The sequence below is a fragment of the Bacillus cereus group sp. N11 genome, assembly GCF_016483605.1.
GTDB classification, from domain to species: domain Bacteria; phylum Bacillota; class Bacilli; order Bacillales; family Bacillaceae_G; genus Bacillus_A; species Bacillus_A toyonensis.
Map to the genome: position 1 here is coordinate 21524 of NZ_JAEHBN010000021.1, position 25274 is coordinate 46797.

Consider the following 25274-nt stretch of genomic DNA (forward strand, 5'->3'; position numbering starts at 1 on the left):
CCACTGATTAAAGTTTCACTTGATCGCTGTTAAAAGAATGGGTAGAAGTAGAGTTCATTATAAAAACAATGTATAGTGAATATGTATACCATGTTTGTCTTAAAGAGAGAACGGGCAAAATGTGGAATAACGATCGTGCATAGGATGTGTCTTCCGAATGGAACAACATATTGGCGAGTTAATCGCGCATTATGGGTATTTTGGAATTATTATAGCATTGGCTGGTGGGATTGTCGGATTACCGATACCAGACGAGTTTTTATTGACCTTTGTTGGTTATAATGTTTCAAAAGGCGTTATGTCAGGAACTGCTGCTTTTTCAAGTGGGATGGCGGGTGCGATGTTAGGTATTACATTAAGTTACATATTAGGTTTAAAACTCGGTCTGCCTGTTTTAAAAAAATATGGGCCGAAAGTTAGAATTAAAGAACATCACATTGAAAAAACACATGTTTTATTTGAAAAATACGGTCCATTTCTTTTAATGATTGGTTACTTTATACCAGGAGTACGTCATTTAACAGCATATTTTGCTGGGGTTTCGAATTTAACATTTTGGCGTTTTTGCTTGTACGCTTACGGTGGTGCGCTCATTTGGATAAGTGTTTTTATCGGACTTGGCTGGAAATTAGGAGAGAAGTGGCGATTTGTCGAGTATAGTTTACATCATTATGGAATATGGATTTTAATCATTTCAGCAGTTGTTACATGCATTGTATGGTTTTACATAAAGAAAAAGAAAAACCGCTAATAGCGGTTTTTTTAGCTGAAAGCAATAAATAGTACACCAGCTGTAATAAAGACTACACCGATACCAGTCATAAAGTTTAACTTTTCACCGAGTATAATCATCGCAAGAATAATAGAAAACACTACACTTAATTTATCGATAGGGGCTACTTGAGAGACCTTTCCTGTTTTTAAGGCAAGAAAATAAAATAGCCATGACGAAGCACCTGCAACCCCACTTAATGTGATAAATAGCAGTGCTTTTTTATTTAGCAGTACGTCGCCGATATTTTGAAATTTACCTTGTATAATAATAACGCCTATCATAAATAATGCCATAATAATAGAACGAACTGTCGTAGCAACATTGGCATCGATTCCATCTAAACCAATCTTTCCAAAAATAGATACAAGGGCAGCAGCAATTGCTGATAATAGTGCGAATAATAGCCATGAGCTCATAGTAAAATTCCTCCAATCTTACATTATTATACATGAAAATCATTCTCATGTATTAATAACGAAATAATCCCCACCTTATATTTTTAATAAGGTGGGGATTATTATACTACTCTGCAATTTCCTCATATAAAAAGTAAGTTACATTATAAATATGTTCTACTTCATCGTCTGTCATAAACAATAATTCGTCACGCTCAATTCCTTTTTTCTTTTCAATAAACTCAATCATGTTTTTACGTTCTTCTCTTTTCATCAATTTTATTTCTCCTCTCAGTCTGTTTTAATACAGTTTATTTAAGTTACTGCTATTATATAACAGAATCTTTAGAAAGTTCCACCTATTTTATTGTTTTTTTCAGAAGAACTTTTCGACAAAACAAGCCCACCTAAGGGGGGCTTGTTTTATTTTATAGTCGTAAAAACTCGGGCTCCGTCGTACCTGCACCATCGATGTAATAAATTGTGTCAGGATTGATTTTTATTAATACGTAATTAGGGTCTTCAGGACCAAGTAACCAGCGTTTTAAGCTATTATTCCAAAACTTGTTTTTTAATGTTGAGTCTTCCTCGATTGAAGCTAAGCCTTCAACTTCTATATAATCTTCATCTAATTTTTTTCCTTCTCGTCCAAGCAGTACATGTACATTTGGATTGTTTTCGATATCTGTTATCTTTTTTGATTGTCGATCTGTTGCAACGTATAGTACAAAATCTTCATGGAAAAACATCATAAAAGCGCTGTGTGGCTTCTCATTACGTACAGTAGATAACACACCTGTTCTTTGTCCTTGAATAATCGTTGCAATTTTTTCTTTTAAGTGCATACTTTTAACCTCTTTTCATAATTTATAATTTTCTCCGTTTAAACAAGATAAATTAAATATCTTTCATACTGTTTTCTTCAATCTGATTTTTTAAACGTAATTGTGATGAAATCGGACAAGTTAGGAGAAGAATAATATTAATGATGAGGAGAAATACATACGATGGAAGGATGGAAAGCATGTTTAATAAAATATTTCTTATAGTAGCGCTTATAGGTGTACCACTTTCTGTACTCGGAAAAACAATGCATTGGCCTCAAACGATTATGTTTGCTGTATATTGCATTACAATTATCGCATTAGCGGGGTTTATGGGGAGAGCAACAGAAAGTTTGGCAATTGTTTCTGGACCTCGAATAGGTGGATTATTAAATGCAACTTTCGGTAATGCCGTTGAACTTATCATTTCAATTTTCGCACTTCAGGCAGGATTAATTGAAGTTGTGTTAGCTTCGTTAACGGGTTCTGTACTTGGAAATTTACTATTAGTAGGAGGGCTGTCCTTTTTTATAGGTGGATTAAAATATAAAAGACAAAGCTTTAATGTTTACGACGCAAGACATAATTCAGCTTTATTAATTTTTGCTGTTGTCGTAGCCTTTGTTATTCCAGAAATTTTTTCAATGAAGATGGAGGCGGGAAAGACGTATCAATTAAGTATTGGCGTATCTATTATTATGATTATTATGTACCTTGCTGCATTGCTATTTAAGTTAGTTACGCACCGTGGTGTATATCAACATAAAAGTGACGAAGTAGCGCATGAAGAAGAGCCAGAGTGGTCGAAAGGTAAAGCACTCCTTATTTTAGCGATAGCGACGATTGCAGTAGCTTATGTGTCGGAGGCTCTCGTGCATACATTTGAGACGGTTGCGAAGTCATTTGGCTGGTCAGAGTTATTTATAGGGGTTATTATCGTTGCAATTGTTGGAAATGCAGCGGAACATGCATCTGCAATTATTATGGCTTATAAAAATAAAGTAAATATTGCAGTTGAAATTGCAGTAGGTTCTACATTACAAATTGCGATGTTTGTTGCTCCTGTATTAGTATTGCTTTCTATGTTTTTTGTACAAAGGATGCCTTTAGTGTTTACAATACCAGAACTTGTGTCCATGATTACAGCTGTTTTCTTAACGATTGCAATCTCCAATGATGGGGATACAAACTGGTTTGAAGGAGGCACTTTATTAGCTGCGTACGTCATTATGGGAATTGGTTTTTATTTATTATGAAAAATAGGCATAACAATTGTGCTCAGAGAAAACAATAAACAAAGTAGTATATATACCTTTATGTAGGAAGGAGCCAGACAGGTGAAACGAGTATACAGCATATGTCTTTCAGCCATGGTCTCGTTTATTTTATTATTTCCTAACAGTAGTTTTGCAAAGACAACGGTAGAAACAAAAATGCCTTCATCTGTTTTAAATATTTCAAAAGACAATACGTTTCCAAACGATGCGCAAGATTTGCCGCGCTTGCAGCCTAGTAAATTTGCTCAAGAACTATTGAAAACAGCAAATATTAAAATTGAAAATCCGGACTTAATTCGGATGTTTAATGAAACGACAATTTCAAATGCACCGCTTGCAGTAGGGTACCGCGCGAAAATTTATTTAGGTCAATGGGCTTTAAATTATGAATCGGTAGATACATCGATTAATTGGGAATATAAACAAGTGAATCGTAATGTGTACGATAATCGAGGAGGAGATCGCTTATATCCACTTCGTTATAAGCAAGAAACTCAAAAGACGATTGAAGGCGATTTAACAGCAGATATGAAAGATGCTACAGATGTGAAAAAAATGATGCTGCTAAAAGCGCTTGAAAAAGTACAGTTGCCACTTTCATTTAAAACGACCATTGGTTATGGTACAGGACATGAGCGTGTGTATAATATTAGTCCGAGTCAACTTGGATATTTATATGCTTATACGCCAGCAGTAAATGAAAAAGGAAAAGTAACGTTTGGAGAAGTGTACCTTGTTTTAAAAGGAAATCAAAAAAGACTTGTTGTAAAAAATGTTACCTCTCAAGGAATTGGAGCAGCTATTCCAATTCATGATCATTTGTTTTTTAAATTTATTTCCTCGTCGCATGCGCAATGAAATAAAAAAACGTCAGCCCATATAAGCTGACGTTTTTATTTATAACATAGGGTTTGATTTTTTTGATAAGAAATTTTCTGTTGGATAGTAGCTGTTCTTTACAAGAACATTCGGTCCAAGACATTTCACCGCAGGGCAATGACAGCTTAATGATTTTGCTGTTTTTGAAGCGCTCCATTTCTCATATGCTTCTTGTAATGTGTTTGTTTGTATGTTTCCTAGAAGCGGAACATCACCAAAGTCCGTCACAATAATATTTCCATCGAAAATGTTTACATTTAAACGAGAACGGCCATCTGGATCATTACGTACAGTTACATTTTTACTTTCATGTAATTTCTTAAATGTAGCTAAATCGCGTTCATCATCACTACATGCATAGAAAGGTAATGTTCCAAATAACATCCATACATTTTCGTCACGAATTTCTAATAAATGTTCAATAGCTTTTCGAATTTCGTCTTTTGTTAAAATTTCAAGTGTGCTAGCGAAGTCACTTGGATACATCGGATGCACTTCATGACGTTTACAACCCATTTCCTCAACGATTTGACGATGAATATGTTCAATGTGTGGTAGAGTTCTTTTGTTTAACATCGTTTCGGCTGATACGAGTACACCTGCATCGGATAGAGCTTTACTATTGGTAATCATTCGTTCGAATAATTTTGCACGTTGTTCATAAGTAGGTTTACGCTCCATCATTGCAAATCCGCCTTCAACGAAGTCATCAATTGTTCCCCAGTTATGAGAAATATGCAGCACATCTAAATAAGGAATAATTTGTTCGTAACGTGCTAAATCTATAGTTAAGTTTGAGTTGATTTGAGTGCGAACGCCTCGTTCATGAGCGTATTTTAAGAGTGGTGTTACATAGTTGTCGACGGATTTCTTTGAAAGCATAGGTTCTCCGCCAGTAATACTTAAAGAACGTAAATGAGGAATCTCATCTAATCGTTTTAATAAAAGCTCCATCGGAAGCGGATTTGGATCTTTCGGCTGTAATGTGTAACCAACAGCACAATGCTCGCAACGCATATTGCATAACGTTGTCGTTGTAAACTCAACGTTTGTTAATAGTAGTTTGCCGTACTCTTCAAGGTCCATATACGCTTCCCATGGATCGTAAGAAGGAGTAATCGGCTTCATTTTTTGTGATATCGTCATATGAAATACTCCTTTGACTATTGAAATAACAATTTGTCCATTCTCTATAATAGAAGAATATGTACTTTTTATAAAGTGAAACTTTTTAGCGGAAAAAGAGAGAGGGCTTACATTATAGCGGATAATCGTGACAAAATTGATGAAATTTCATGCCCATAGCAATCATTTTTGCGGTATAATAAAAGCAACTCGAATTAAAAGGAGAGTGCCTTCATGGGAAAAGCAATTCAAGATAAAGATACACAATTAGTATATTTAAAAGAGCGTTTAAATATGTTCATTGAAGTAATTGATACAATTGAACCTGAAGAAGTAGAGTTAGAAGATGTAGATCGTCTTCTTGCGATGTTAGATGAATTAGAATTAAAATGTGAGCAATTTAAAAAAGACGAATAATATATTAAAAAGGCTGCCAATACAAAATTGGTAGCCTTTTTCTGTACGGATAATAGAAGGAATATAGAAAAAAAGGTATAATCAAGTTGTGAAAAATCTCATTTATACTTTAATAGCATGAAATAAAGTGAAACTTTAATCAGTGGGGAAGTTTATTCCCCACTGATTATTAGCCTTCACCAATCGGGCGTTTACGGGCAGCGGGGCTCCAACCTAACTTCTTTGCTCTAGTCAAATTTCGAGGTGGGAGTCTTACTGCCCGTTCATGCGGGATAAATAAAGGGCTGAAGAGTATAACGATGGAATTTTCATCTCGTAACGTTTTGGTAGCGTTCACAATTGAGGGGGAAGTAACAATGGAAAAGCTTCAAGAAAGTATGTATCAACTAGTTGTTGAAACGTCAACGAACTTACCGAAAGATGTTCGTCGTGCGATTCAACAAGCGAAAGAGCGAGAAAACGCAGGGACTCGTTCAGCGATGGCACTTGGCACAATTACGAATAACATTAAAATGGCAGATGATAACATCTCGCCGATTTGCCAAGATACAGGGATGCCAACTTTTAAAATTTATACACCAGTTGGTGTGAATCAATTAAAACTGAAGGAAGCTATCTATAGTGCGCTTGAGCGGGCGACAAAAGATGGTAAACTTCGTCCCAACTCTGTTGATTCTCTTTTTGGAGACAATAGTGGAAACAATTTAGGACCAGGTACACCAGTTATTAAGTTTGAGCAATGGGAAAAAGATTATATTGATGCACGTTTAATTTTAAAGGGCGGCGGTTGTGAGAATAAAAATATTCAATATAGCTTACCGTGTGAATTAGAAGGACTTGGACGCGCAGGCCGTGATTTAGAAGGAATTCGTAAATGCCTTCTTCATGCTGTATATCAAGCACAAGGTCAAGGATGTAGTGCAGGTGTAATTGGTGTTGGTATCGGGGGAGACCGAACATCAGGTTACGAATTAGCGAAAAATCAATTATTCCGTACATTAGATGACATCAATCCTGTACCAGAGTTACAAAAACTTGAAGAATACGTATTAGAAAATGCGAATAAGCTTGGCATTGGTACGATGGGATTCGGCGGAGAAACAACTTTACTTGGTTGTAAAATTGGCGTATATAATCGCCTGCCAGCTAGCTTCTACGTATCTGTTGCGTATAATTGTTGGGCATATCGCCGCCTTGGTGTAAAAATCCATCCTGAAACAGGAGAAATTATGGATTGGCTATATCAAGAAGGCGACGATACACTGGAGCAAGAAGTGCAAGAAAAAACAGAGCAACGTGAAATTGTATTACAAGCACCAATTACAGAAGAGCAAATTCGTGAACTTCGCGTTGGTGATGTTGTAACAATTAATGGCATGATGTATACAGGTCGTGATGCAATCCATAAACATTTAATGGATAACGATTGTCCAGTAGACTTAAATGGACAAGTTATTTATCACTGTGGTCCAGTTGTAGTGAAAGACGAGAATGACAATTGGCAAATTAAAGCAGCAGGACCAACGACAAGTATTCGTGAAGAACCATACCAAGGGGATATTATGAAGAAATTTGGTATTCGTGCTGTAATTGGTAAAGGCGGCATGGGTGCAAAAACATTAGCAGCATTAGAAGAACACGGCGGCGTGTACTTAAACGCAATTGGCGGTGCTGCGCAATATTATGCGGAATGTATTAAAGAAGTGAAAGATGTTGATTTCTTACAATTTGGTATTCCAGAAGCAATGTGGCATTTACGAATTGAAGGTTTTAAAGCCGTTGTAACGATGGACTCTCATGGCAATAGTTTGCATGCCGATGTTGATAAAACATCGCTTGAAAAATTAGCGAGCTTTAAAGAGCCAGTATTTAAGTAAACAAAAATGCACCTCGAATGATTCGAGGTGCATTTTTTTGGTATATATAGAAAAACATGTTCAGCATGAAAGAAAGCAGGGAAACAGAAACTACAGGTACGATTATATATGGAAAGGAGACTATTTATGAAATATAAATGGTTATATATAGGTCTCATTTTTTCAATTATGATGGCACTTGTTCCAGTTTCAACATTGGCTTATACAAACACTCCACATAACTGGGGAATTCCGCGTCCTAAAAATGAAACAGTACCAGATGCAGGGAAACTTTATACAGAATTGCTACAAAAAAATGGCGGATTTTATTTAGGGGATACGAAGAAAAAAGATATTTATTTAACATTTGATAATGGATATGAAAATGGTTATACAGGAAAGATTTTAGATGTATTAAAAGAAAAGAAGGTACCAGCCACGTTCTTTGTAACAGGGCATTATATTAAAACTCAAAAAGATTTGTTGTTACGAATGAAAAATGAAGGGCATATTATTGGGAATCATTCTTGGAGTCACCCAGATTTTACAGCAGTAAACGATGCAAAACTTCGTGAAGAATTAACGAGTGTAACAGAGGAAATAAAAAAAGTAACAGGGCAAAAAGAAGTGAAATATGTACGTCCTCCGCGCGGCGTATTTAGTGAAAGAACATTAGCTCTTACGAAAGAAATGGGCTACTATAATGTATTTTGGTCACTTGCATTTCTTGATTGGAAAGTGGATCAGCAAAGAGGGTGGCAATATGCGCATAACAATGTAATGACGATGATTCATCCAGGATCTGTTTTATTACTTCATGCAATATCAAAAGATAATGCAGAAGCACTTGCGAAAATCATTGATGATTTGCGCGAGAAAGGGTATCATTTTAAAAGTCTAGATGACTTAGTGAAAAGCAATCAACCGTAAGCATGTATGCTTGCGGTTTTCTCATGCTATAATGATGTGTAAAAAGGATGGGGAAACGTATGTGGAGCGAACATGTTACGTTAGAGTATCCGTATCATTTTGAAGAAGTATTAAAACGTTTATCTTTTGATCCTCTCAACGTCATTCAATTAGATGAGAAAGTCATTTATGTCCCGCTTTGTATAGACGAGGAACAGGTTGTTGTTCGCTTGCAAGGGATTGGTACTGTTCAAAATCCACAGTTTTGGATTTCTAGTCAGACAGGAGATCCGGAGAAAGTCATGAAACGAATGAGGGCCATTTTTCATTGGAATGAACCGTTTCAAGATATACAAAATCATTTTTTAAACACATCATTACGTCCACTATTTGAAACATATGCTTATACTCCAATTATTTTAGAATTTGATTATTTTGCTTGTCTTCTTAGCTGTATCATTCACCAACAAATAAATTTGAAATTTGCTACTGTGCTAACAGAACAATTTGTGAAACGGTATGGAACAGAGAAGAACGGTGTATTCTTTTTCCCCACTCCGGAAATAGTAGCAAATATTTCAATAGAAGAATTGAGAGAGCAGAAGTTTAGTCAGCGAAAGGCTGAATATATAGTAGGATTAGCAGAACGTATTGCCCGTGGTACATTAGATTTAGCGAGTATAGAAACTGGGACGGAAGAAGAAGTTTCAGCACAATTGTTGCCAATTAGGGGAATTGGTGCATGGACAGTGCAAAACTTTTTAATGTTTGGGCTTGGGCGGAAAAATATGTTTCCGAAAGCGGACATTGGGATTCAGCGTGCAGTGCAAGGTGTATTTCAATTAGATGATAAACCTGATGATGCATTTTTAGAAAACGTGAAACAAGAGTGTGAACCATACTGCAGTTATGCAGCGTTATATTTATGGAAAAGTATAGAGTAGAGGTGTAATCATGATACAAAAGCAACATGAGAGTAAGTTGGAAGTTGGTCAAACGTTTCCTGTGACAATTAAACGTCTTGGGATTAACGGAGAAGGCGTTGGTTATTTTAAGAGACAAGTTGTTTTCATTCCAGGGGCATTACCAGGAGAAGAAGTCGTTGCTGAGACAACGAAAATTCAGCGTGGCTTCGCTGAAGCGAAAGTGAAAAAGGTTCGTAAAGCTTCACCACATCGTGTGAAAGCGCCATGTCCAGTATATGAGGAGTGCGGTGGCTGTCAGCTACAACATTTAGATTATAAAGAACAATTAAATCAAAAACGTGATATCGTTGTACAAGCATTTGAGAAGTACATGAATAACACTTTGGAAGAGAAAATTCGTCCGACGCTTGGTATGGAAAATCCATGGCATTATCGTAATAAGAGTCAATTACAAGTGGGGCGTAAAGACGAGAAAGTTATTACAGGGTTATATAAACAAAACTCACATCAGTTAATTGATATTGCCCATTGTATGATTCAACATAAAGCAACGAATGAAGCGACAAAAGTTGTAAGACGTATATTAGAAAAACTAAATGTTTCTATTTACAATGAGAAAAAACAAAAAGGTTTAGTACGCACAATTGTAACACGTACTGCAGTTCAAACAGGGGAAGTACAAGTTACACTTATTACAACAAAAGAAGAACTGCCAAATAAAGAACAATTTATTGCAGAAGTACAAAAACAGATGCCAGCTGTTAAATCAATTATGCAAAACGTAAACTGGCGTAAAACATCTGTTATTTTTGGCGACAAAACATTTAAATTAGCTGGAAAAGAAGTAATTCAAGAAACACTTGGTGATTTATCATTTGAATTATCAGCACGTGCATTCTTCCAACTGAATCCAGAGCAAACGGTTGTTTTATATGATGAAGCGAAAAAAGCAGCTGCTTTAACAGGGAATGAGAAAATTGTAGATGCGTACTGTGGTGTTGGTACAATTGGTCTTTGGCTTGCGAATGATGCAGCGGAAGTACGTGGTATGGATGTAATTCCAGAAGCGATTGCAGACGCAAGAAAAAATGCGAAACGTCACGGATTTACAAACACGAAGTATGAAGCAGGTAAAGCTGAACAATGGTTACCAAAGTGGGTAAAAGAAGGATGGCGTCCAGATGTAATTGTTGTCGATCCACCACGTACAGGTTGCGATGATAAATTATTGGAAACAATTTTAAAAGTACAGCCGAAACGAGTTGTGTACGTATCTTGTAATCCTTCATCGTTAGCACGTGATGTGAATGCATTAATGAAGAGTTATGAAGTGGAATATGTGCAGCCAGTTGATATGTTCCCGCATACAGCTCATGTAGAAAATGTAGTAAGACTTGTTAAAAAATAAAGTTTATTCATATTCCCTCACGATATGAGGGAATATTTTCTATGAAGGAGAATACTATGCATAATTATAAATTAACGATTCAGTATGACGGTGCGCGTTATAAAGGGTGGCAACGTCTCGGTAATAATGATAATACGATTCAAGGGAAAATTGAGAGTGTCATATCTGAAATGGTCGGGAAAGAAATTGAAATTATCGGCTGTAGTAGAACGGATGCTGGTGTACACGCTTTGAATCAAGTGGCTAACTTTAAGAGTGATGAGAAGTTAGTGGAACATAAAGTGAAAAAGTATTTAAATCAATATTTACCAAATGATATTAGTATTACAAATGTAGAAGAAGTGCCAGATCGTTTCCATGCTCGTTACAACTCTAAGGCGAAAACATATCTTTATAAGATTTGGAATGAAGAGCACACGAACCCATTCATGCGTAAACACAGCATGCACGTGAATAAAAAATTAAATGTGGAAAGCATGAAAAAAGCTGCGAAACATTTAGTTGGTTCACATGATTTTACTGCTTTTTCAAATGCAAAATCTAAGAAAAAGTCTATGGTTCGAGAAGTATATACGCTTGAGGTTTCTGAAGAGGCAGGATTTGTACAAATTAGAGTAAGTGGTAACGGCTTCCTTCATAATATGGTGCGAAAAATTGTTGGAGCATTAATTGAAGTTGGATTAGGACAATTAGATGCTGAAGCAATTCCGAACATTTTAGAGGAAAAACAGCGCAATCAAATTAATTGTCTTGCTGAGGCAAGTGGTTTGTATTTGGAGAGTGTTGAGTTTTAATCAGTAAAAAATCGAGCTGTGTAGGCTCGATTTTTTTATGTTTTGCTGTTAAGAAGATTTCTCTTTCTTCATACGTATTTTCAAATTCCAAAAAGCAGCAAGCATAATAGCTGCAAAGGAGCCGAAAATTGTTCCTAATAGCTTTGCATAAGGAGAGCTGCTTACATCGGCATTAATGAATAACATCATACAGAGAATAGTAGGGAAAAAGTATAAGTATTGTATTAACTTTAATTTTTTATCATTACTCATATATATCGCCCCTTTCTAGCATGTTACATGTTTAGTGTAACATATTTTACCAATTTTTCCGCGATTGGAGAAAGGTTCATTTCATATGTGTAAATGTAATTTTTTAATTCGATATTGTAAGTTTTGTCTACTCAATCCTAAAAATTTTGCTGCTTGTGAGATATTACCATTATTCTCTTTAAGAATTTGAGTGATGTAGTTCTTTTCTATTTCTTCTATCGTGTGCTTTAAAGTTTTAGGTGTATCAGCATTGTAATTAGTTAGTGAAGGTTGCATATTGAATTCTTTTTTTATTCGTTCGCGAAAGTGAGTGGGTATATGAAACGCTGTAATGATATTTTCATCTTCTATTAAGTTCATTGAACCTTCAATTATATGTTCCAATTCTCGTACGTTTCCGGGCCAATCGTACACATAAAAGAATTCTCTTACATGTACATCTACATCCGTTACGCTGAGCCCGAATTGAATATTGTACTTTTCGATAAAGTGCTGAACAAGAGCTGGAATATCTTCTTTTCGTTCCCGTAAAGGTGGAAGACATAAAGTAACGACGCTTAATCGGTAATATAAATCTTCTCTTAACCGATTGTGTGCAATAGCTTCAAGAGGGTCTTCATTAATAGTTGCTATAATACGAACATCAATTTCTTTTTCTTGTGCACCTCCGATTCTTCGTATTGTTTTTTCTTGTATAGCCCGTAGTAACTTAGCTTGAAGCGTTGGGCTTAATGAGTTGATTTCATCTAACAACAAAGTCCCGCCATTTGCTTCTTCAAATAAACCAGATTTATCTATTGCTCCTGTAAAGGCACCTCGATTCGTACCAAATAATAAGCTTTCCATTAGGGTATCAGGTATAGCTGCACAATTTTGTGAAATAAACGGTTTTGTTGAACGCTGACTTTCATTATGTATACTTTGTGCAAATAGTTCTTTGCCAGTCCCTGTTTCTCCTACAAGAAGTATAGATGAGGATGTACGAATTACCCTCTTTCCTTCTGCAATGATTGATTGAATGGCTCCAGAATCACCAATTATGTGGTCAAAGGTGAATTTAGTATTTTGTTTTCGAGAAGGGCTCATTTTTATTGGTTGCTTTAAGTGACTAATCTCTTTTGAAATTTCAATAGCACCTTTAATTTTTCCATTTTCTATTATAGGGAAAGTATCGTTAATCGTCGTAATTTCTTGTCCTTTATTGTTAAAATACGTTTGTTTTATATTTTTTTTTGTTTTTCCAAATTTTAATGCCTCTATAAGAGTACTATTTTTATTTTCTTCAAATGCAAATACCTCTAAGGGACTTTTATATAGCACATCTAAGCGGTTCATTGATTCAATTTCCATCATTTTGCGGTTATAGATAATCGTTTTACTTTCCTCATTAATAATATGAATCCCAATATCGAGTTCATTGAGTAAAGCTTCATATAGCGCATTCATTTCAATAATTTGTTTAAAATTAATTTCTTCTGTATGCATGTATCATCTTCTCCTCGTTTCACCCTATGAAGACTGACTTTTTATAATTTTATTAAAATTCTCATAAAATCGCAAAATTTTTTGCTATTTTCTTTCAAAACTTTTTAAATGATAGAAAAATTTTGCGGTTATGTAGATTTTTTTGTACGAAATCTTAATTTTTATATAGATATTGAGGTTGGTACGTATCTTGCATAAATAATAATTGAAATCTTTAAATGGAAGGAGTGGATGAATTAGAACTTTTCATAGGGTATGCGACATTTCAGTGCAAATTAATTAAGAGGAGGAATTTATTAAGTGAAGACGGTTATAGAAGGCGTGTATAGTCCTTGTTACGGGAAAGTAGAGAAATTATTTGTTACTGAAAGTTCTTACGTATATGAGTGGGAGAAATTAGCGTTAATTGAAACGATAGATAAACAGAAAGTAGAAATTAAGGTAGGCATCAGTGGTTATATCGAATCTTTAGAAGTGGTAGAAGGACAAGCTATCGCTGATCAAAAACTATTAATAACAGTAAGGGATGACCTTTTAATAACAGGTAGTGATTAATATAAGTGATATGTATTTTGCACTTTTTAATAATTAATTTTACGATGAAGAATTTTAAAAGCGCTTACAATTAATGGGTTTTAAAAAATGAAAAGGGGGGATTTATGTGATGGATCAAAGCCAAGGATTAAAAAGGGAATTGAAAAGTCGGCACATATTTATGATTGCACTCGGAGGGGTTATTGGTACGGGTCTTTTTTTAGGATCTGGTTATACAATTCATGAAGCTGGACCTGGAGGAGCGATTATAGCGTATCTTGTTGGCGGGTTTGTTATGTATTTAACGATGCTCTGTCTAGGAGAGTTAGCGGTTGCAATGCCTGATGCAGGATCTTATCAAACGTATGCAACAAAGCACATTTCGCCTGCAGCGGGTTATGTAGTCGGCTGGATGTCGTGGCTAAACTGGTCTGCTACGATAGGCATTGAATTAATTGCAGTTAGTATTTTGATGAAACGCTGGTTTCCCGATGTACCGTCATGGATTTGGTGTGTAGTGTTCGCAGTACTGCTCTTTGCTATTAATGCGTTATCTTCAAGAAGTTTTGCGGAAGTTGAATTTTGGTTTGCGAGTATTAAAGTAATTACAATCATTGCATTTATTATTTTGGGCGGGGCAGCGATGTTCGGTTTTCTAGATATGAAAGGAAACGAACCAGCACCGATGTTTTCTAGTTTTACTGATTATGGAGGGTTGTTTCCAAATGGATTATCAGCAATTTTAATTACAATGATTGCAGTTAATTTTGCTTTCCAAGGAACAGAACTAGTTGGAATTGCAGCTGGTGAGAGTGAAAATCCAGAGAAAACGATCCCGAAGGCAATTAATAATACAGTTTGGCGCATACTCGTTTTCTTTGTACTATCTATTTTTATTCTTGCAGGACTATTTCCTTGGCAGCAAGCAGGCGTGATAGAAAGTCCATTTGTAGTCGTATTTGATAAAATTGGTATTCCTTATGCGGCTGATATTATAAATTTTGTTATTATTACAGCGGTATTATCGGTTGCGAATTCAGGATTATATGCAACTTCCCGTATGCTATGGTCTATGTCTAATCAAGGAATGATTAGCCCGATTTTTGGTAAGTTATCTAAAAACGGTGTTCCTATTTATGCGTTGATTGTAAGCACGATTGTAGGATGCCTCTCATTATTATCAGGTATTTATGCGGAAGATACAGTTTATTTATGGCTTCTTTCAATTGCAGGGTTCGGAGCAATATTAGTTTGGGCATCGATTGCTTTATCTAACTTATTAGCTAGAAGGACATACGTAAAGCAGGGCGGGGATATTAAGGATTTGAAATTTAAAACACCATTGTATCCATTTGTTCCACTTCTTGCGTTAGTATTAAATTTAACAGTAATTGTTGGCATGGCTTTTATTCCTGAACAAAGAATGGCTTTATATTGTGGTATTCCATTTATGATTGTTTGTTTACTGTTTTATCGCGCTACCAGAAATAAGAGAAGTAGCGTAGAACATATTGAAAAGACAAATACAACTGAATTAGAAAGTTTACCCCGCATTAACGGGCAGTAAAACTCCACTTCAAAATTCGGCTGGAGATAAACTGCCCGTAAACGCCCGATTGGTGAAGGCTAATAATCAGTGGGGGATGAACCTCCCCACTGATTATAGTTTCACTTTATAATAGTGAGTCATTTAGAGACTGTAAAATTGTAAACAGTCTCTTTTTTTGTGAAAATAAAGCTGGAAACATACTACGTATGCAAAGGGGAATTAGCGATGAATCCAGAAATTTCGCAGTTGTTAAAACAAATAGATTCAAGGAAAGAGGAATTGCTCGAACTTACAAAAACATTAATTCGTTTTGAAACACCAGCGCCACCAGCGAGAAATACAAATGAAGCACAAGAATTTGTTGCAGATTTTCTAAGAAAACGAAATTTTAGTATTGATAAATGGGAGGTATATCCGAATGACCCGAACGTTGTTGGTGTAAAAAAAGGGACGGAAAGCGGGACATATAAAAGTCTTATTATTAATGGACATATGGATGTAGCTGAAGTGTCGATAGATGAGGCATGGGAAACAAATCCGTTTGAGCCGTTTATAAAAGACGACTGGTTAGTTGGAAGAGGCGCGGCAGATATGAAAGGTGGATTAGCTGGATCCTTATTTGCTATTCAGCTTTTAGAAGAAGCGGGAATTGAATTGCCGGGTGATCTAATATTTCAATCAGTAATTGGAGAAGAAGTAGGAGAAGCAGGAACACTTCAATGTTGTAAACGTGGTTATGATGCTGATTTTGCAGTCGTAGTGGATACGAGCAATTTACATATGCAAGGACAGGGGGGCGTAATTACTGGATGGATTACTGTGAAAAGCCCGCGAACATTTCATGATGCAACACGTAGACAAATGATTCATGCCGGAGGACGTCTATTTGGAGCGAGTGCAATTGAAAAAATGATGAAAATTGTGCAAAGCTTACAAGAACTGGAGCGCCACTGGGCAGTCATGAAAACGTATGAAGGCTATCCATCGGGAACAACAACAATTAATCCAGCTGTTATTGAAGGTGGCCGGCATGCAGCGTTTATTGCTGATGAGTGCCGATTGTGGATAACAGTACACTTCTATCCAAACGAAACGCATGAACAAATAATAGAAGAAATAGAAGCGTATATAAGAAAAGTAGCAGCTGCTGATCCATGGTTAAGTGAAAATCCACCGCAATTTAAGTGGGGCGGAGAGTCGATGATTGTGGATCGTGGTGAAATTTTTCCTTCTTTAGAAGTAGATAGTGAACATGTAGCTGTAAAAACTCTTAGTGCGGTACATGAATCTATTTTATCTAAAAATGCAATTTTAGATATGTCTGCAACAGTAACGGATGGTGGGTGGTTTAGTGAATTTCATATCCCAGCCATTATTTATGGGCCAGGTACACTAGAAGAGGCCCATTCTGTAAATGAGAAAGTTGAAGTTGAACAGTTAATTGAATTTACAAAAGTAATAACGACGTTCATATATGAATGGTGTCATACGAAAAAATAGATTTGTATATTGAAATCGTACGGGTCTGCAACTTGTACGATTTTTTAGTGAACTATTTCAGAGTTGAACTTAAACAACAGCTGAAATAGTTTTTTATCCCGTTATTCGCCGGGCAGTAAGCCCCCCATCTCAAAATTCAGGGAAAGCAAAGAAGTTAGGTGGGAGATCAACGGCCCATAAAAACCCGATTGGTGAAGGCTAATAATCAGTGGGGGATGAACAAAACCCCTACTGATTAAAGTTTTACTTTATTTTTCTATGTCTTTCGTTTTAGTTCAATTAATTTCTCTTTTGCTAATTCAACAGCAATTGCATCATCTAAATAGCCAATTGGAAAGAGATAGTCGGGTATAATGTCGGTCGATAAAATGAAATACAGTAATGCACCCCCAAGAATTGCACGTTCTTCTTTTGAAATGGTTTCATTACAAAATTGTTGATACATATCTGTTAATTGTTCAATGAAAGGGCCTGCACTATCAATCTGTTCTAACTTGCTCGAAAAACTTTCATGAATACGTTTTTCACCTTCTGTTGTTTGAGCATAGCGTTCATAAGTTTCAAGTTCTTGTTTTACGCGAGTTGTTGTGTAATCGAAGTCGAATAAGTTAGAGGATTGTAAAGTTTGCTGAATTGTATCAAGAGATGTATACATATCCGTCTTTTCTTTATTTATGTGAGGAGAATTAGGATACATTTCATCAAATAACAATTGAGGCGGAACTTGCAGACATTCTGCAAATTTTTGTAGATGTTTTTGTTTTGGTTGTTGTTTACCATTCATAATTCTTGAGATTGTTGCTGGATCAGTATCTGTAAGTATTCCTAGTTGGCGCATGGATAAGGCACGTTCTTTTAAAAGCTTTTTGATTAATTTACCAAGCCGATCGTTTGGGTTTTCTTTAGGCATAGTGAAGGCACCCCTTTTTATTGTTGAAAAAATGTTGAGCATTTATTACAAGTATATGAAACAGACAGGCACAGTTGCTCAACATTTTCATAATATGCATTGAGAAGTGAGAAAAAGGGGTGACTGTTTATGAGTACGGCAGGTATATTTTCAATTCTTTTAATCGGAATTGCTTCTAATTTAGATAATGCAGGTGTTGGGATTGCATATGGCATTCGTAAAATTCGTATTTCGTGGTTTAACAATTTTATCATCGCATTTTTTGGTTTTTTATTTACTTTATTAGCTGGTTTTTTGGGGAATTGGATCGCATTATTTATTTCAGAGTTTACAGCAAACCTGATTGGAGCAATTGTTTTAGGGATAATCGGAGTGTTTATTTTATGTCAGCCTTTCTTGAGTAAAAAGGACACCATAGAATCTAAAGATGGTAGTGTACTTTTGGGGATTTTACGTGATCCAGAAAAAGCAGATTTTGATGGATCGAAAACAATTAGTTTTTCTGAGGCTCTTGTTTTAGGGGTGGCATTATCTATTAATAATATTGCAGGTGGGTTTGATGCTGGAGTAACAAATTTGAATCTGTGGCTTACGGCATGTATTTCTGGGGTGTTTAGTTTCATTTGTATTAGTGGCTTTTCATATATAGGAAAACGATTTTTAGCTGAATACTTAGGGAAATGGGCGACGATAATTGCAGGCGTATTATTAATTCTTATTGGGATAGATCAGTTGTTGTAAACATAGAAAGGCAATGTTCGAGCATTTCCTCGGAAATACTTGAATAAATTTCATATATCGACATCGGATATTTATTTCTTAATAAACATAAAAAGCACCTACAAAGGTGCTTCTTAGCGTATATCTTCAATTAATTGTTCCGATTCTTCGTGCATACTATATTCACTTAAAACTTGGATACAAAGCCATTTTAGTTCCTCAATACTATGCTCAAGTTCTTCAGGGAGTACATGATGAATATCTTCGAGTCCCATTCCGAAATGTATAAGCTCTAGTACTTGATCATCGATGTTTCGATCCATTAATAGTTCAAGTACTTCTAAATTGAATATGTATCGGTGAGCTTCGTCGAGTGAAACAACTTTTAGCTTTAAGCTTTCTACAATACTCAATATAAAAAGAACAATTGTTTTTTCAAGAACAGGTTGTTTCGCCATTTGAAATATTAGTTTCATCTTTTACACCTCCACATATAGCGCTAGGTTGTACTATACTATTCAGGAGGGGGGAGCAAATATGCATAATAAAGAGAAACTTTCAGTACTGTTTTCGTAAGGATATTGATGACCAGTAACAATGAATTTTCCGTAAAAAAATCCTGCTATATTAGCAGGATACCGCCCAATTAAAAAATGCTCCAACCTTCTTGAGCAGAAAGAAGTTCAAGAATTTTAAAACCAGCGATACTATTTCCGTTTGCATCTAAAGCTGGCCCGAAAATGCCGATACCCATCTCGCCTTTTACGCAACCGAAAATACCACCAGCTACACCGCTTTTTGCAGGGATACCAACGCGAATTGCAAATTCACCAGATTCGTTATACATACCGCATGTAACCATAAATGTTTTACAGATTTTCGTAATATGTTTAGGGATAATTTGTTTTTTCTTATATGGATCATATCCGTCCATTGCAAAAATTAAGCCAATACGTGCTAAATCAATACAGTTTACTTCAACTGCACATTGACGAGTGTATAAATCCATAAGTTCCTCAATGTCACAATCGATAATTCCATTTTGTTTCATATAGTAACAAAGTGAACGATTTAAGTAAGCCGTCTCTAATTCTGAATTGGCAACTTTAGAAGAATAATTAATAGTAGGATTATCTGTTATTTCACGTACAAAATGAAGAATGCGCTCCATTTTTTCTTCGTTATCTTGTCCCGCTAACATGCTTGTAATAGCTAATGCTCCCGCATTAATCATTGGATTAAGAGGTTTGGAAGGACTTGTCGTTTCTAACTTAATAATAGAATTGAATGGGTCACCAGTTGGTTCCATTCCAACTTTAGAAAATACATATTCTTCACCGCGATCTAAAAGGGCAAGTGCAAGTGTAATTACTTTGGAAATACTTTGAAGAGTAAATAATGTCTGTGAGTTACCAGCATGGATATATTCTGTTTCTTTATGGAAAATGGCAATCCCTAAATCGTCTGGATTTGCATTTCCTAGTTCGGGGATATAAGTAGCAAGTTTTCCTTTTTTCGTATATGGTTTTACTTGTTCTAACAACTGTTGTAAGTTGTTTGTTTCAATGCACTGCATAGTACCAACGCTCCTATTTCGAATTAACTAAGTTTACTTTTCCCGATATGCTCGGAAATAAATAATAACATGAAAAAGTGGAATGATAAAACGAAAGTTACATGTTCTATAGTGAGTCGTTCGTTCCGACTATGCTATATTGAAAAAGGAGAATTTTCCTTTTATATAACAGTTTGGAAATAGAAAACTTATCCATAAAAAGTTCGGAAATAAAAACTACACATCTATACAACTATATGTTATTATGGTTATGTAAATAGAAAGCGTTTTCTAAGGCGTACTTATAATGATAACGATTTCATAAACTTGATAGGGGGAATTAAAATGTTGCAGTTTTTACAACGTATTGGTAAAGCGCTAATGCTTCCAATTGCCGTACTACCAGCAGCAGGATTATTGCTTCGTTTAGGGCAACCAGATGTATTTGATATTCCTGTTATGGCACAGGCCGGCGCAGCGGTTTTTGATAATTTAGCACTTATTTTTGCAATTGGTATTGCAATCGGTCTTTCAGTTGATGGTAGTGGTGCAGCAGGTCTTGCAGGTGCAATTGGTTATCTGGTTATGAAAAACAGTATTGATGCACTTAGTAAGGGATATTCTACTGTAGAATTACAAGATAAATTAGGTAAAGTTCAAGATTTAATAGGTAATAGCGCAAATATAGATCCATCTAAGCTGGCAGATACAATGACACAAGTATCTAAGGCCGCCGAATTATCGACTAAAGTGGATATGAAAGTTTTAGGTGGTATTATTGTCGGCGTTATAGCAGGATTCCTTTATAATAAATTCCATAAGATTAAACTTCCAGAATGGTTAGGTTTCTTTGCTGGAAAACGTTTCGTTCCGATTGTTACATCGGTTGTGATGCTAATATTAGGAATTCTATTCGCACAAATTTGGCCAGTAATTCAAAATGGCATCGATGCATTGGCTCATGGAATTGTTAATTTAGGTGCAGTTGGTTCAGGTCTATTTGGTTTATTAAACCGTCTATTAATTCCAATTGGCTTACACCATGTAATGAACACATACTTCTGGTTCGTATTTGGTGACTTTACAAATGCAGCAGGTAACGTTGTAAATGGTGATATTGCTCGCTTCCTTGCAGGGGATAAAACAGCAGGTATGTTTATGACTGGTTTCTTCCCAGTTATGATGTTCGGTTTACCAGCAGCATGTTTCGCAATGATTGCAGCTGCTAAACCAGAAAAACGTAAAATGGTTACAGGTATGTTAGGTGGCCTAGCATTGACTTCATTCTTAACTGGTATTACAGAACCGATTGAATTCTCATTCATGTTCCTATCACCAGTATTATATGGTATTCATGCCGTGTTAACAGGTATTTCTTTATTCGTAACAACATCACTTGGCATTCACGATGGTTTCACATTTAGTGCCGGTGCAATTGATTACTTCTTAAACTTTGGTATTGCAACAAAACCAGTATTGCTAGCGGGAATCGGTTTAATTTACGCAGTAATTTACTTTGTAGTATTCTACTTCTTAATTAAGAAGTTTGACTTGAAAACTCCTGGTCGTGAAGATGACGATGAGTTAGTTGAAGAGGGTGATGCACCAGTTGCAGGTTCAATTGGTGAAACTTACGTAGCAGCTTTAGGTGGAAAAGACAACTTAACAGTTATTGATAACTGTGCAACACGTCTACGCTTACAAGTGAAAGATGCTAGTCAAGTAAACGAAGCTGCATTAAAACGTGCGGGTGCGAAAGGTGTTATGAAATTAAGTAACACAAGTGTACAAGTTATCGTAGGTACAAATGTTGAATCTGTTGCCGATGATATGAAAAAACACGTATAAATAATTAAATAAGAGGATATCCAAAAAAACTGATAATATCAGTTTTTAGAGGATATCCTCTTTTTTTATGTTAAAAATTTAACGGGAATCTTACTTTTGTAAATTTTCTTTTTCTTTTTTGTACATATAGGTTGGTTATATGTACAGTGCGTGATAAAGTAGTGATGTTATAGAATAGATTATCCAAAATATAGGTGAAAATTAAAAGTAAATTATCGGTAAATAAGGGGAAAAAGGCAATCATGGATCAGGAAAAAAATAATGCGAATGGGAAAGCACGTCGGCCGATTGTATACATAAAAAGAACAATCATTCTCGTCTTACTATTATCACTTGTATATTTCATGTATACAAAAATTGTTGCGCATAATAAGAAAGAGGAAACTTTAAAAGCGGCAGCAGAAATGAAAAAACAAGAAGAGCTAAAAAAGAAAGAAGAAGAAAAAAAGAAGCAAGAAGCACAAAAACAAAAAGAGCAGGAAGAACAAGTGAAGCAAGCGCAAGCTGTGGAGAAGCCTGCTGAGGGACCACCTCAAGAAATTAATGAAAATGCTCAATTGGATCAATATTTACAGAGCATGGGATTTAGTGGAACAGCTGTTATTGTGAAGAATGGGAAAGTTCTTGTGAATAAAGGATACGGCATGGCTAATAAAGAGAATCAAGTGCCGAATAATTCAGAGACGACCTTTTATATTGGTTCTATTTCAAAAGCGTTTGTAGCGACTGCTATTATGCAATTAAAAGATCAAAATAAGTTACAAGTAGAGGATACAGTTACAAAGTATATTCCAGACTTTCCTCAAGGTAATAGCATACAGTTAAAACATCTATTAACACATACATCAGGAATTCCAGAGTATGAGCAGGGGACAGAGGATATTTCTCATGAAGAATTGATCAAACGAATAGGAAAGCAAAAGCGTATTGGGAGTCCGGGAGAGAAATGGAAGTATTCTGATTCAAACTATTCTATACTTGCTTACATTGCTGAGAAGGTAAGTGGACAGTCGCTCGAAGAATATATAAAACAGCATATTTTTGCGACCGCGGGTATGAAACATTCTGGTTTTGGTACAGCGTTGGAACAAACAAGATTCCCATCAACGGGTTATAAAATAGTGAATAACAATATGACAACACCTAATATTCCGAGCATGTCACAACTATATGGTTGTGGTGATATATATACGAGCGCACATGATTTATATTTATTTAATGAAGCACTCTTCTCTGGAAAATTAATTTCAAAAGAGAGTTATAATCAAATGTTTACTGCTGTGAAAAAAGATTACGGATTTGGCTGGTATGTAGATCCAGGAAGCTATTCAAATCATGGTGTAATGCCAGGTTGGAATTGTTTAAATGGTTTTAGTAAAAATGGTAGTGTATATGTTGTTTTATTATCTAACATTCAAAATAACATTAAATCATTTGGTAAAGTGAATAACGATATTTATACGATGTTACGAAATATTGAAGTGTAAAAGACTGTCTTTTTTGGATAGTCTTTTTTTATTGAGGAAGTGTATGTGCAATGGGATAATGAAATAAAGTGAAACTTTAATCAGTGGGGGTTTTCTTCATCCCCCACTGATTATTAGCCTTCACCAATCGGGCTTTTACGGGCAGTCGATCACCCACCTAACTTCTTTGCTTTCGCCGAATTTTGAAGTGTGGGTCTTATTGCCCGGCAAATAGCGGGATAAATGGAAAAGGGGACGGGATATGAGTATACATAAGCATCACGCACGTAATGCGAAACGTATTTTTTTTGTATCTGTCATTGTATGGATTATCGTTGCAATTGGATTAGTGATGGAATATAAAAAAGGGATGCTATTCACTTCAGAGAAAGACAATCTGCAATTAATAGGTATTGTACTACCAGTATTTGGATTATTAATATATAGCTTTATAGAAAAACGAAGATCAAAAATACTTAAACAGGAAAATTATAATATAGAGACTTCTGAATTACTTGAGCAACAAAAATTTGTTGTTCGGAAAGAGGTAGGGATATTTCAAGTAATAACGTACTTTGGATTAGAAGGAAATACAGTAGGTTTTTTAAAAGAAGAGTATGATTTTGTTATTCAAAGTGTATGGCAAGCTGTACTCTCTTTTCTTTTTAAGGGACTACATAAGCAACAATTTTATTTATATAATCACTCAGGAGAAAGATTGTTGCGTGTTCAAAAGAATATGGGAGTACGCAACTTCTATATTTTTTCGAATATGGATGGAAAGAAAATTGGGGAGTTGAAACAAGTACTAAGTTTAACAAAATGGGAATGGATCTTTTTAGGGGTGGATGGTAAAGAATTTGGTAAAGTGACTGGGGACCTTTCAGCAACAATGCAGAAAATAGACTGGCGAGATGGCACGCATATTGATGTGAAAGAAGATGGTATTCCGTTAGAAGCTGTTAAGTATTTTTCGGCAAGCGGTGGTTCTCTTGTTACAGCTTCTATCAGTGAACAGGCAGAATTACCACGAGCGGTTTATTACAGTACAGCTGCCATTGTTACAATTAAAAATTAAAATACTTATAAAGATAGATGGGATACCGTCTATCTTTTTTATTTAGTTAAAAATTCTTGTTTCTTTGAAAAATGTATGTCTTACCTATCACATAAAAAGCCTGCTTTGTATACATTAAGATGTATGAATGTATTTTTTATATTTTAAAAATAAATAGGAGGAGAAGTGTATGTGTCTGTTCAGAAAATATTGGCATAAATTATCCCGACTGTTTAATAGACAATTAGGTTATTTTTTAGATGACAAGTTACTGCCTGCTGTGGAACGACTTTTATTTTCGCAAAACTTTGCGAGATTTATTCAAAGAAATTCTAAGCAAGCTACAGAAGAATTTATTAAATCAAGTCAATTTCAATCGATTATTTGTAACATTTTAAAAGAATGTAATACATCACCGTTTAAAGAAATTGCAAAGCAATATTTAGGTAAAAACGTCGAAATTACTGTGACGGTTGGGCAGTTAACAGGTGTTATTGTAGCAGTTGGCGACGATTTCTTAACACTGCAAGAAGGAATAGGAACTGAAGTTTTATTACCATTTACAAGTATTATATCAATTAAAGAAGTGTAAGAAAGGAGAGTTATATATGTTATTTACTGATGAACTGCGTAACCATGTTGGTGAGTTAGTGCAAGTTGTGACAGCTGTAGAAATTGTTGCAGGCATTCTTTTATCTGTGACAGACGGGGCAGTAAGTGTTCGTACTTCTCCTTCCTATGGACCACCGGAAGATGTAATTGTGCGTACTCCTATTATTGCCTATGTTCGCTTGGAAGGGTAAGCGTGATACA

27 protein-coding genes are annotated in these 25274 nt (G+C 35.5%); 18 read left to right on the top strand and 9 right to left on the bottom strand.

The window, feature by feature from the left end; all coding sequences use genetic code 11:
- Positions 1-157: 157 nt before the first annotated feature.
- A complete protein-coding gene (locus JDS98_RS25300) occupies positions 158-751 on the top strand; it encodes a DedA family protein (RefSeq protein ID WP_000434868.1) in 594 nt (197 codons plus the stop codon).
- Positions 752-762: 11 nt separating this feature from the next.
- Here JDS98_RS25300 and JDS98_RS25305 read toward each other — a convergent pair whose 3' ends face one another.
- The 3 genes from JDS98_RS25305 to JDS98_RS25315 form a co-directional block, all read right to left on the bottom strand.
- Positions 763-1191 (bottom strand): EamA family transporter, encoded by a 429-nt coding sequence (locus JDS98_RS25305; RefSeq protein ID WP_000100302.1) that lies wholly within the window; start codon positions 1189-1191, stop codon positions 763-765.
- A gap of 106 nt (positions 1192-1297) precedes the next feature.
- Positions 1298-1444: a BH0509 family protein gene (locus JDS98_RS25310; RefSeq protein WP_000817786.1), complete on the bottom strand. Its 147-nt coding sequence runs from the start codon at positions 1442-1444 to the stop codon at positions 1298-1300.
- Positions 1445-1598: 154 nt separating this feature from the next.
- Positions 1599-2015: a pyridoxamine 5'-phosphate oxidase family protein gene (locus JDS98_RS25315; protein ID WP_000550219.1), complete on the bottom strand. Its 417-nt coding sequence runs from the start codon at positions 2013-2015 to the stop codon at positions 1599-1601.
- 179 nt (positions 2016-2194) lie between these two features.
- Here JDS98_RS25315 and cax point away from each other — a divergent pair, with 179 nt between their 5' ends.
- Positions 2195-3250 (top strand): calcium/proton exchanger, encoded by a 1056-nt coding sequence (cax, locus tag JDS98_RS25320; RefSeq protein ID WP_199634464.1) that lies wholly within the window; start codon positions 2195-2197, stop codon positions 3248-3250.
- A gap of 81 nt (positions 3251-3331) precedes the next feature.
- Complete coding sequence (locus JDS98_RS25325) at positions 3332-4129, top strand: YfkD famly protein (protein WP_002093842.1); 798 nt, start codon at positions 3332-3334, stop codon at positions 4127-4129.
- A gap of 39 nt (positions 4130-4168) precedes the next feature.
- On the opposite strand, the gene yfkAB is transcribed toward JDS98_RS25325, so the two are convergent.
- Positions 4169-5296 carry a radical SAM/CxCxxxxC motif protein YfkAB gene (gene yfkAB / locus JDS98_RS25330; protein WP_199634465.1) on the bottom strand — a complete coding sequence of 376 codons (1128 nt, stop codon included), beginning with the start codon at positions 5294-5296 and terminating at the stop codon, positions 4169-4171.
- Between the two features lie 213 nt (positions 5297-5509).
- Here yfkAB and JDS98_RS25335 point away from each other — a divergent pair, with 213 nt between their 5' ends.
- The 6 genes from JDS98_RS25335 to truA all read left to right on the top strand — a co-directional run bounded on the left by JDS98_RS25335 (position 5510) and on the right by truA (position 11585).
- A complete protein-coding gene (locus JDS98_RS25335) occupies positions 5510-5692 on the top strand; it encodes an SE1561 family protein (protein WP_000513558.1) in 183 nt (60 codons plus the stop codon).
- Positions 5693-6048: 356 nt separating this feature from the next.
- A complete protein-coding gene (gene fumA / locus JDS98_RS25340; protein WP_000413539.1) occupies positions 6049-7569 on the top strand; it encodes a class I fumarate hydratase in 1521 nt (506 codons plus the stop codon).
- A 126-nt stretch (positions 7570-7695) separates the two neighbouring features.
- Complete coding sequence (gene pdaA, locus JDS98_RS25345) at positions 7696-8478, top strand: delta-lactam-biosynthetic de-N-acetylase (protein WP_199634466.1); 783 nt, start codon at positions 7696-7698, stop codon at positions 8476-8478.
- A gap of 59 nt (positions 8479-8537) precedes the next feature.
- Positions 8538-9401 (top strand): DNA-3-methyladenine glycosylase family protein, encoded by an 864-nt coding sequence (locus JDS98_RS25350; protein WP_199634467.1) that lies wholly within the window; start codon positions 8538-8540, stop codon positions 9399-9401.
- A gap of 10 nt (positions 9402-9411) precedes the next feature.
- Complete coding sequence (gene rlmD / locus JDS98_RS25355; RefSeq protein ID WP_000615220.1) at positions 9412-10791, top strand: 23S rRNA (uracil(1939)-C(5))-methyltransferase RlmD; 1380 nt, start codon at positions 9412-9414, stop codon at positions 10789-10791.
- A 56-nt stretch (positions 10792-10847) separates the two neighbouring features.
- A complete protein-coding gene (truA, locus tag JDS98_RS25360) occupies positions 10848-11585 on the top strand; it encodes a tRNA pseudouridine(38-40) synthase TruA (protein ID WP_000553127.1) in 738 nt (245 codons plus the stop codon).
- Between the two features lie 48 nt (positions 11586-11633).
- On the opposite strand, the gene JDS98_RS25365 is transcribed toward truA, so the two are convergent.
- Together JDS98_RS25365 and JDS98_RS25370 are read right to left on the bottom strand one after the other, a co-directional pair.
- Positions 11634-11837: a hypothetical protein gene (locus tag JDS98_RS25365; protein ID WP_000063850.1), complete on the bottom strand. Its 204-nt coding sequence runs from the start codon at positions 11835-11837 to the stop codon at positions 11634-11636.
- An 81-nt stretch (positions 11838-11918) separates the two neighbouring features.
- A complete protein-coding gene (locus tag JDS98_RS25370) occupies positions 11919-13322 on the bottom strand; it encodes a sigma-54 interaction domain-containing protein (protein WP_199634468.1) in 1404 nt (467 codons plus the stop codon).
- Positions 13323-13622: 300 nt separating this feature from the next.
- On the opposite strand from JDS98_RS25370, the gene JDS98_RS25375 reads away from it, so the two are divergent.
- The 3 genes from JDS98_RS25375 (at position 13623) to JDS98_RS25385 (ending at position 16905) form a co-directional block, all read left to right on the top strand.
- Positions 13623-13877, top strand: a complete 255-nt coding sequence (locus JDS98_RS25375) for a biotin/lipoyl attachment domain-containing protein (protein WP_000859494.1) — start codon at positions 13623-13625, stop codon at positions 13875-13877.
- A gap of 106 nt (positions 13878-13983) precedes the next feature.
- A complete protein-coding gene (locus tag JDS98_RS25380; protein WP_000969264.1) occupies positions 13984-15423 on the top strand; it encodes an amino acid permease in 1440 nt (479 codons plus the stop codon).
- A gap of 159 nt (positions 15424-15582) precedes the next feature.
- Positions 15583-16905 (top strand): acetylornithine deacetylase, encoded by a 1323-nt coding sequence (locus JDS98_RS25385; protein ID WP_106081024.1) that lies wholly within the window; start codon positions 15583-15585, stop codon positions 16903-16905.
- Between the two features lie 256 nt (positions 16906-17161).
- Here JDS98_RS25385 and JDS98_RS25390 read toward each other — a convergent pair whose 3' ends face one another.
- Positions 17162-17815 (bottom strand): DUF1232 domain-containing protein, encoded by a 654-nt coding sequence (locus tag JDS98_RS25390; RefSeq protein ID WP_199634469.1) that lies wholly within the window; start codon positions 17813-17815, stop codon positions 17162-17164.
- Between the two features lie 129 nt (positions 17816-17944).
- Between JDS98_RS25390 and ytaF the strand changes: the two genes are divergently transcribed.
- Positions 17945-18556: a sporulation membrane protein YtaF gene (ytaF, locus tag JDS98_RS25395; protein ID WP_000100715.1), complete on the top strand. Its 612-nt coding sequence runs from the start codon at positions 17945-17947 to the stop codon at positions 18554-18556.
- 113 nt (positions 18557-18669) lie between these two features.
- Here the strand turns inward: ytaF and JDS98_RS25400 are convergent, their stop codons facing one another.
- Positions 18670-19011: a DUF3969 family protein gene (locus JDS98_RS25400; RefSeq protein WP_000766598.1), complete on the bottom strand. Its 342-nt coding sequence runs from the start codon at positions 19009-19011 to the stop codon at positions 18670-18672.
- A gap of 170 nt (positions 19012-19181) precedes the next feature.
- Positions 19182-20111, bottom strand: a complete 930-nt coding sequence (gene glsA, locus JDS98_RS25405; protein WP_001149858.1) for a glutaminase A — start codon at positions 20109-20111, stop codon at positions 19182-19184.
- Between the two features lie 324 nt (positions 20112-20435).
- Between glsA and nagE the strand changes: the two genes are divergently transcribed.
- The 5 genes from nagE (at position 20436) to JDS98_RS25430 (ending at position 25264) form a co-directional block, all read left to right on the top strand.
- Complete coding sequence (nagE, locus tag JDS98_RS25410) at positions 20436-21938, top strand: N-acetylglucosamine-specific PTS transporter subunit IIBC (RefSeq protein WP_098174052.1); 1503 nt, start codon at positions 20436-20438, stop codon at positions 21936-21938.
- A gap of 242 nt (positions 21939-22180) precedes the next feature.
- On the top strand, positions 22181-23425 hold the full coding sequence (locus JDS98_RS25415) for a serine hydrolase domain-containing protein (protein WP_097954439.1): 1245 nt from the start codon (positions 22181-22183) through the stop codon (positions 23423-23425).
- A 241-nt stretch (positions 23426-23666) separates the two neighbouring features.
- A complete protein-coding gene (locus JDS98_RS25420) occupies positions 23667-24482 on the top strand; it encodes a sugar ABC transporter ATP-binding protein (RefSeq protein WP_097957049.1) in 816 nt (271 codons plus the stop codon).
- Between the two features lie 169 nt (positions 24483-24651).
- Positions 24652-25053, top strand: coding sequence for an LSm family protein (locus JDS98_RS25425; protein ID WP_000335538.1), 402 nt, complete (start codon positions 24652-24654; stop codon positions 25051-25053).
- A 16-nt stretch (positions 25054-25069) separates the two neighbouring features.
- Entirely contained in the window at positions 25070-25264 is a 195-nt protein-coding gene (locus JDS98_RS25430; protein WP_000899471.1) for a hypothetical protein, read from the top strand.
- Positions 25265-25274 lie beyond the last annotated feature (10 nt).

Excerpts from the sequence above, each read along its gene's own strand:
- JDS98_RS25300 (WP_000434868.1), top strand. The coding sequence starts at position 158 with ATGGAACAACATATTGGCGAGTTAATCGCGCATTATGGGTATTTTGGA.
- JDS98_RS25305 (WP_000100302.1), bottom strand. The coding sequence starts at position 1,191 with ATGAGCTCATGGCTATTATTCGCACTATTATCAGCAATTGCTGCTGCC.
- JDS98_RS25310 (WP_000817786.1), bottom strand. The coding sequence starts at position 1,444 with ATGAAAAGAGAAGAACGTAAAAACATGATTGAGTTTATTGAAAAGAAA.
- JDS98_RS25315 (WP_000550219.1), bottom strand. The coding sequence starts at position 2,015 with ATGCACTTAAAAGAAAAAATTGCAACGATTATTCAAGGACAAAGAACA.
- cax (WP_199634464.1), top strand. The coding sequence starts at position 2,195 with ATGTTTAATAAAATATTTCTTATAGTAGCGCTTATAGGTGTACCACTT.
- yfkAB (WP_199634465.1), bottom strand. The coding sequence starts at position 5,296 with ATGACGATATCACAAAAAATGAAGCCGATTACTCCTTCTTACGATCCA.
- JDS98_RS25335 (WP_000513558.1), top strand. The coding sequence starts at position 5,510 with ATGGGAAAAGCAATTCAAGATAAAGATACACAATTAGTATATTTAAAA.
- fumA (WP_000413539.1), top strand. The coding sequence starts at position 6,049 with ATGGAAAAGCTTCAAGAAAGTATGTATCAACTAGTTGTTGAAACGTCA.
- pdaA (WP_199634466.1), top strand. The coding sequence starts at position 7,696 with ATGAAATATAAATGGTTATATATAGGTCTCATTTTTTCAATTATGATG.
- JDS98_RS25350 (WP_199634467.1), top strand. The coding sequence starts at position 8,538 with ATGTGGAGCGAACATGTTACGTTAGAGTATCCGTATCATTTTGAAGAA.
- rlmD (WP_000615220.1), top strand. The coding sequence starts at position 9,412 with ATGATACAAAAGCAACATGAGAGTAAGTTGGAAGTTGGTCAAACGTTT.
- truA (WP_000553127.1), top strand. The coding sequence starts at position 10,848 with ATGCATAATTATAAATTAACGATTCAGTATGACGGTGCGCGTTATAAA.
- JDS98_RS25365 (WP_000063850.1), bottom strand. The coding sequence starts at position 11,837 with ATGAGTAATGATAAAAAATTAAAGTTAATACAATACTTATACTTTTTC.
- JDS98_RS25370 (WP_199634468.1), bottom strand. The coding sequence starts at position 13,322 with ATGCATACAGAAGAAATTAATTTTAAACAAATTATTGAAATGAATGCG.
- JDS98_RS25390 (WP_199634469.1), bottom strand. The coding sequence starts at position 17,815 with ATGCCTAAAGAAAACCCAAACGATCGGCTTGGTAAATTAATCAAAAAG.
- ytaF (WP_000100715.1), top strand. The coding sequence starts at position 17,945 with ATGAGTACGGCAGGTATATTTTCAATTCTTTTAATCGGAATTGCTTCT.
- JDS98_RS25400 (WP_000766598.1), bottom strand. The coding sequence starts at position 19,011 with ATGAAACTAATATTTCAAATGGCGAAACAACCTGTTCTTGAAAAAACA.
- glsA (WP_001149858.1), bottom strand. The coding sequence starts at position 20,111 with ATGCAGTGCATTGAAACAAACAACTTACAACAGTTGTTAGAACAAGTA.
- nagE (WP_098174052.1), top strand. The coding sequence starts at position 20,436 with ATGTTGCAGTTTTTACAACGTATTGGTAAAGCGCTAATGCTTCCAATT.
- JDS98_RS25415 (WP_097954439.1), top strand. The coding sequence starts at position 22,181 with ATGGATCAGGAAAAAAATAATGCGAATGGGAAAGCACGTCGGCCGATT.
- JDS98_RS25420 (WP_097957049.1), top strand. The coding sequence starts at position 23,667 with ATGAGTATACATAAGCATCACGCACGTAATGCGAAACGTATTTTTTTT.
- JDS98_RS25425 (WP_000335538.1), top strand. The coding sequence starts at position 24,652 with ATGTGTCTGTTCAGAAAATATTGGCATAAATTATCCCGACTGTTTAAT.
- JDS98_RS25430 (WP_000899471.1), top strand. The coding sequence starts at position 25,070 with ATGTTATTTACTGATGAACTGCGTAACCATGTTGGTGAGTTAGTGCAA.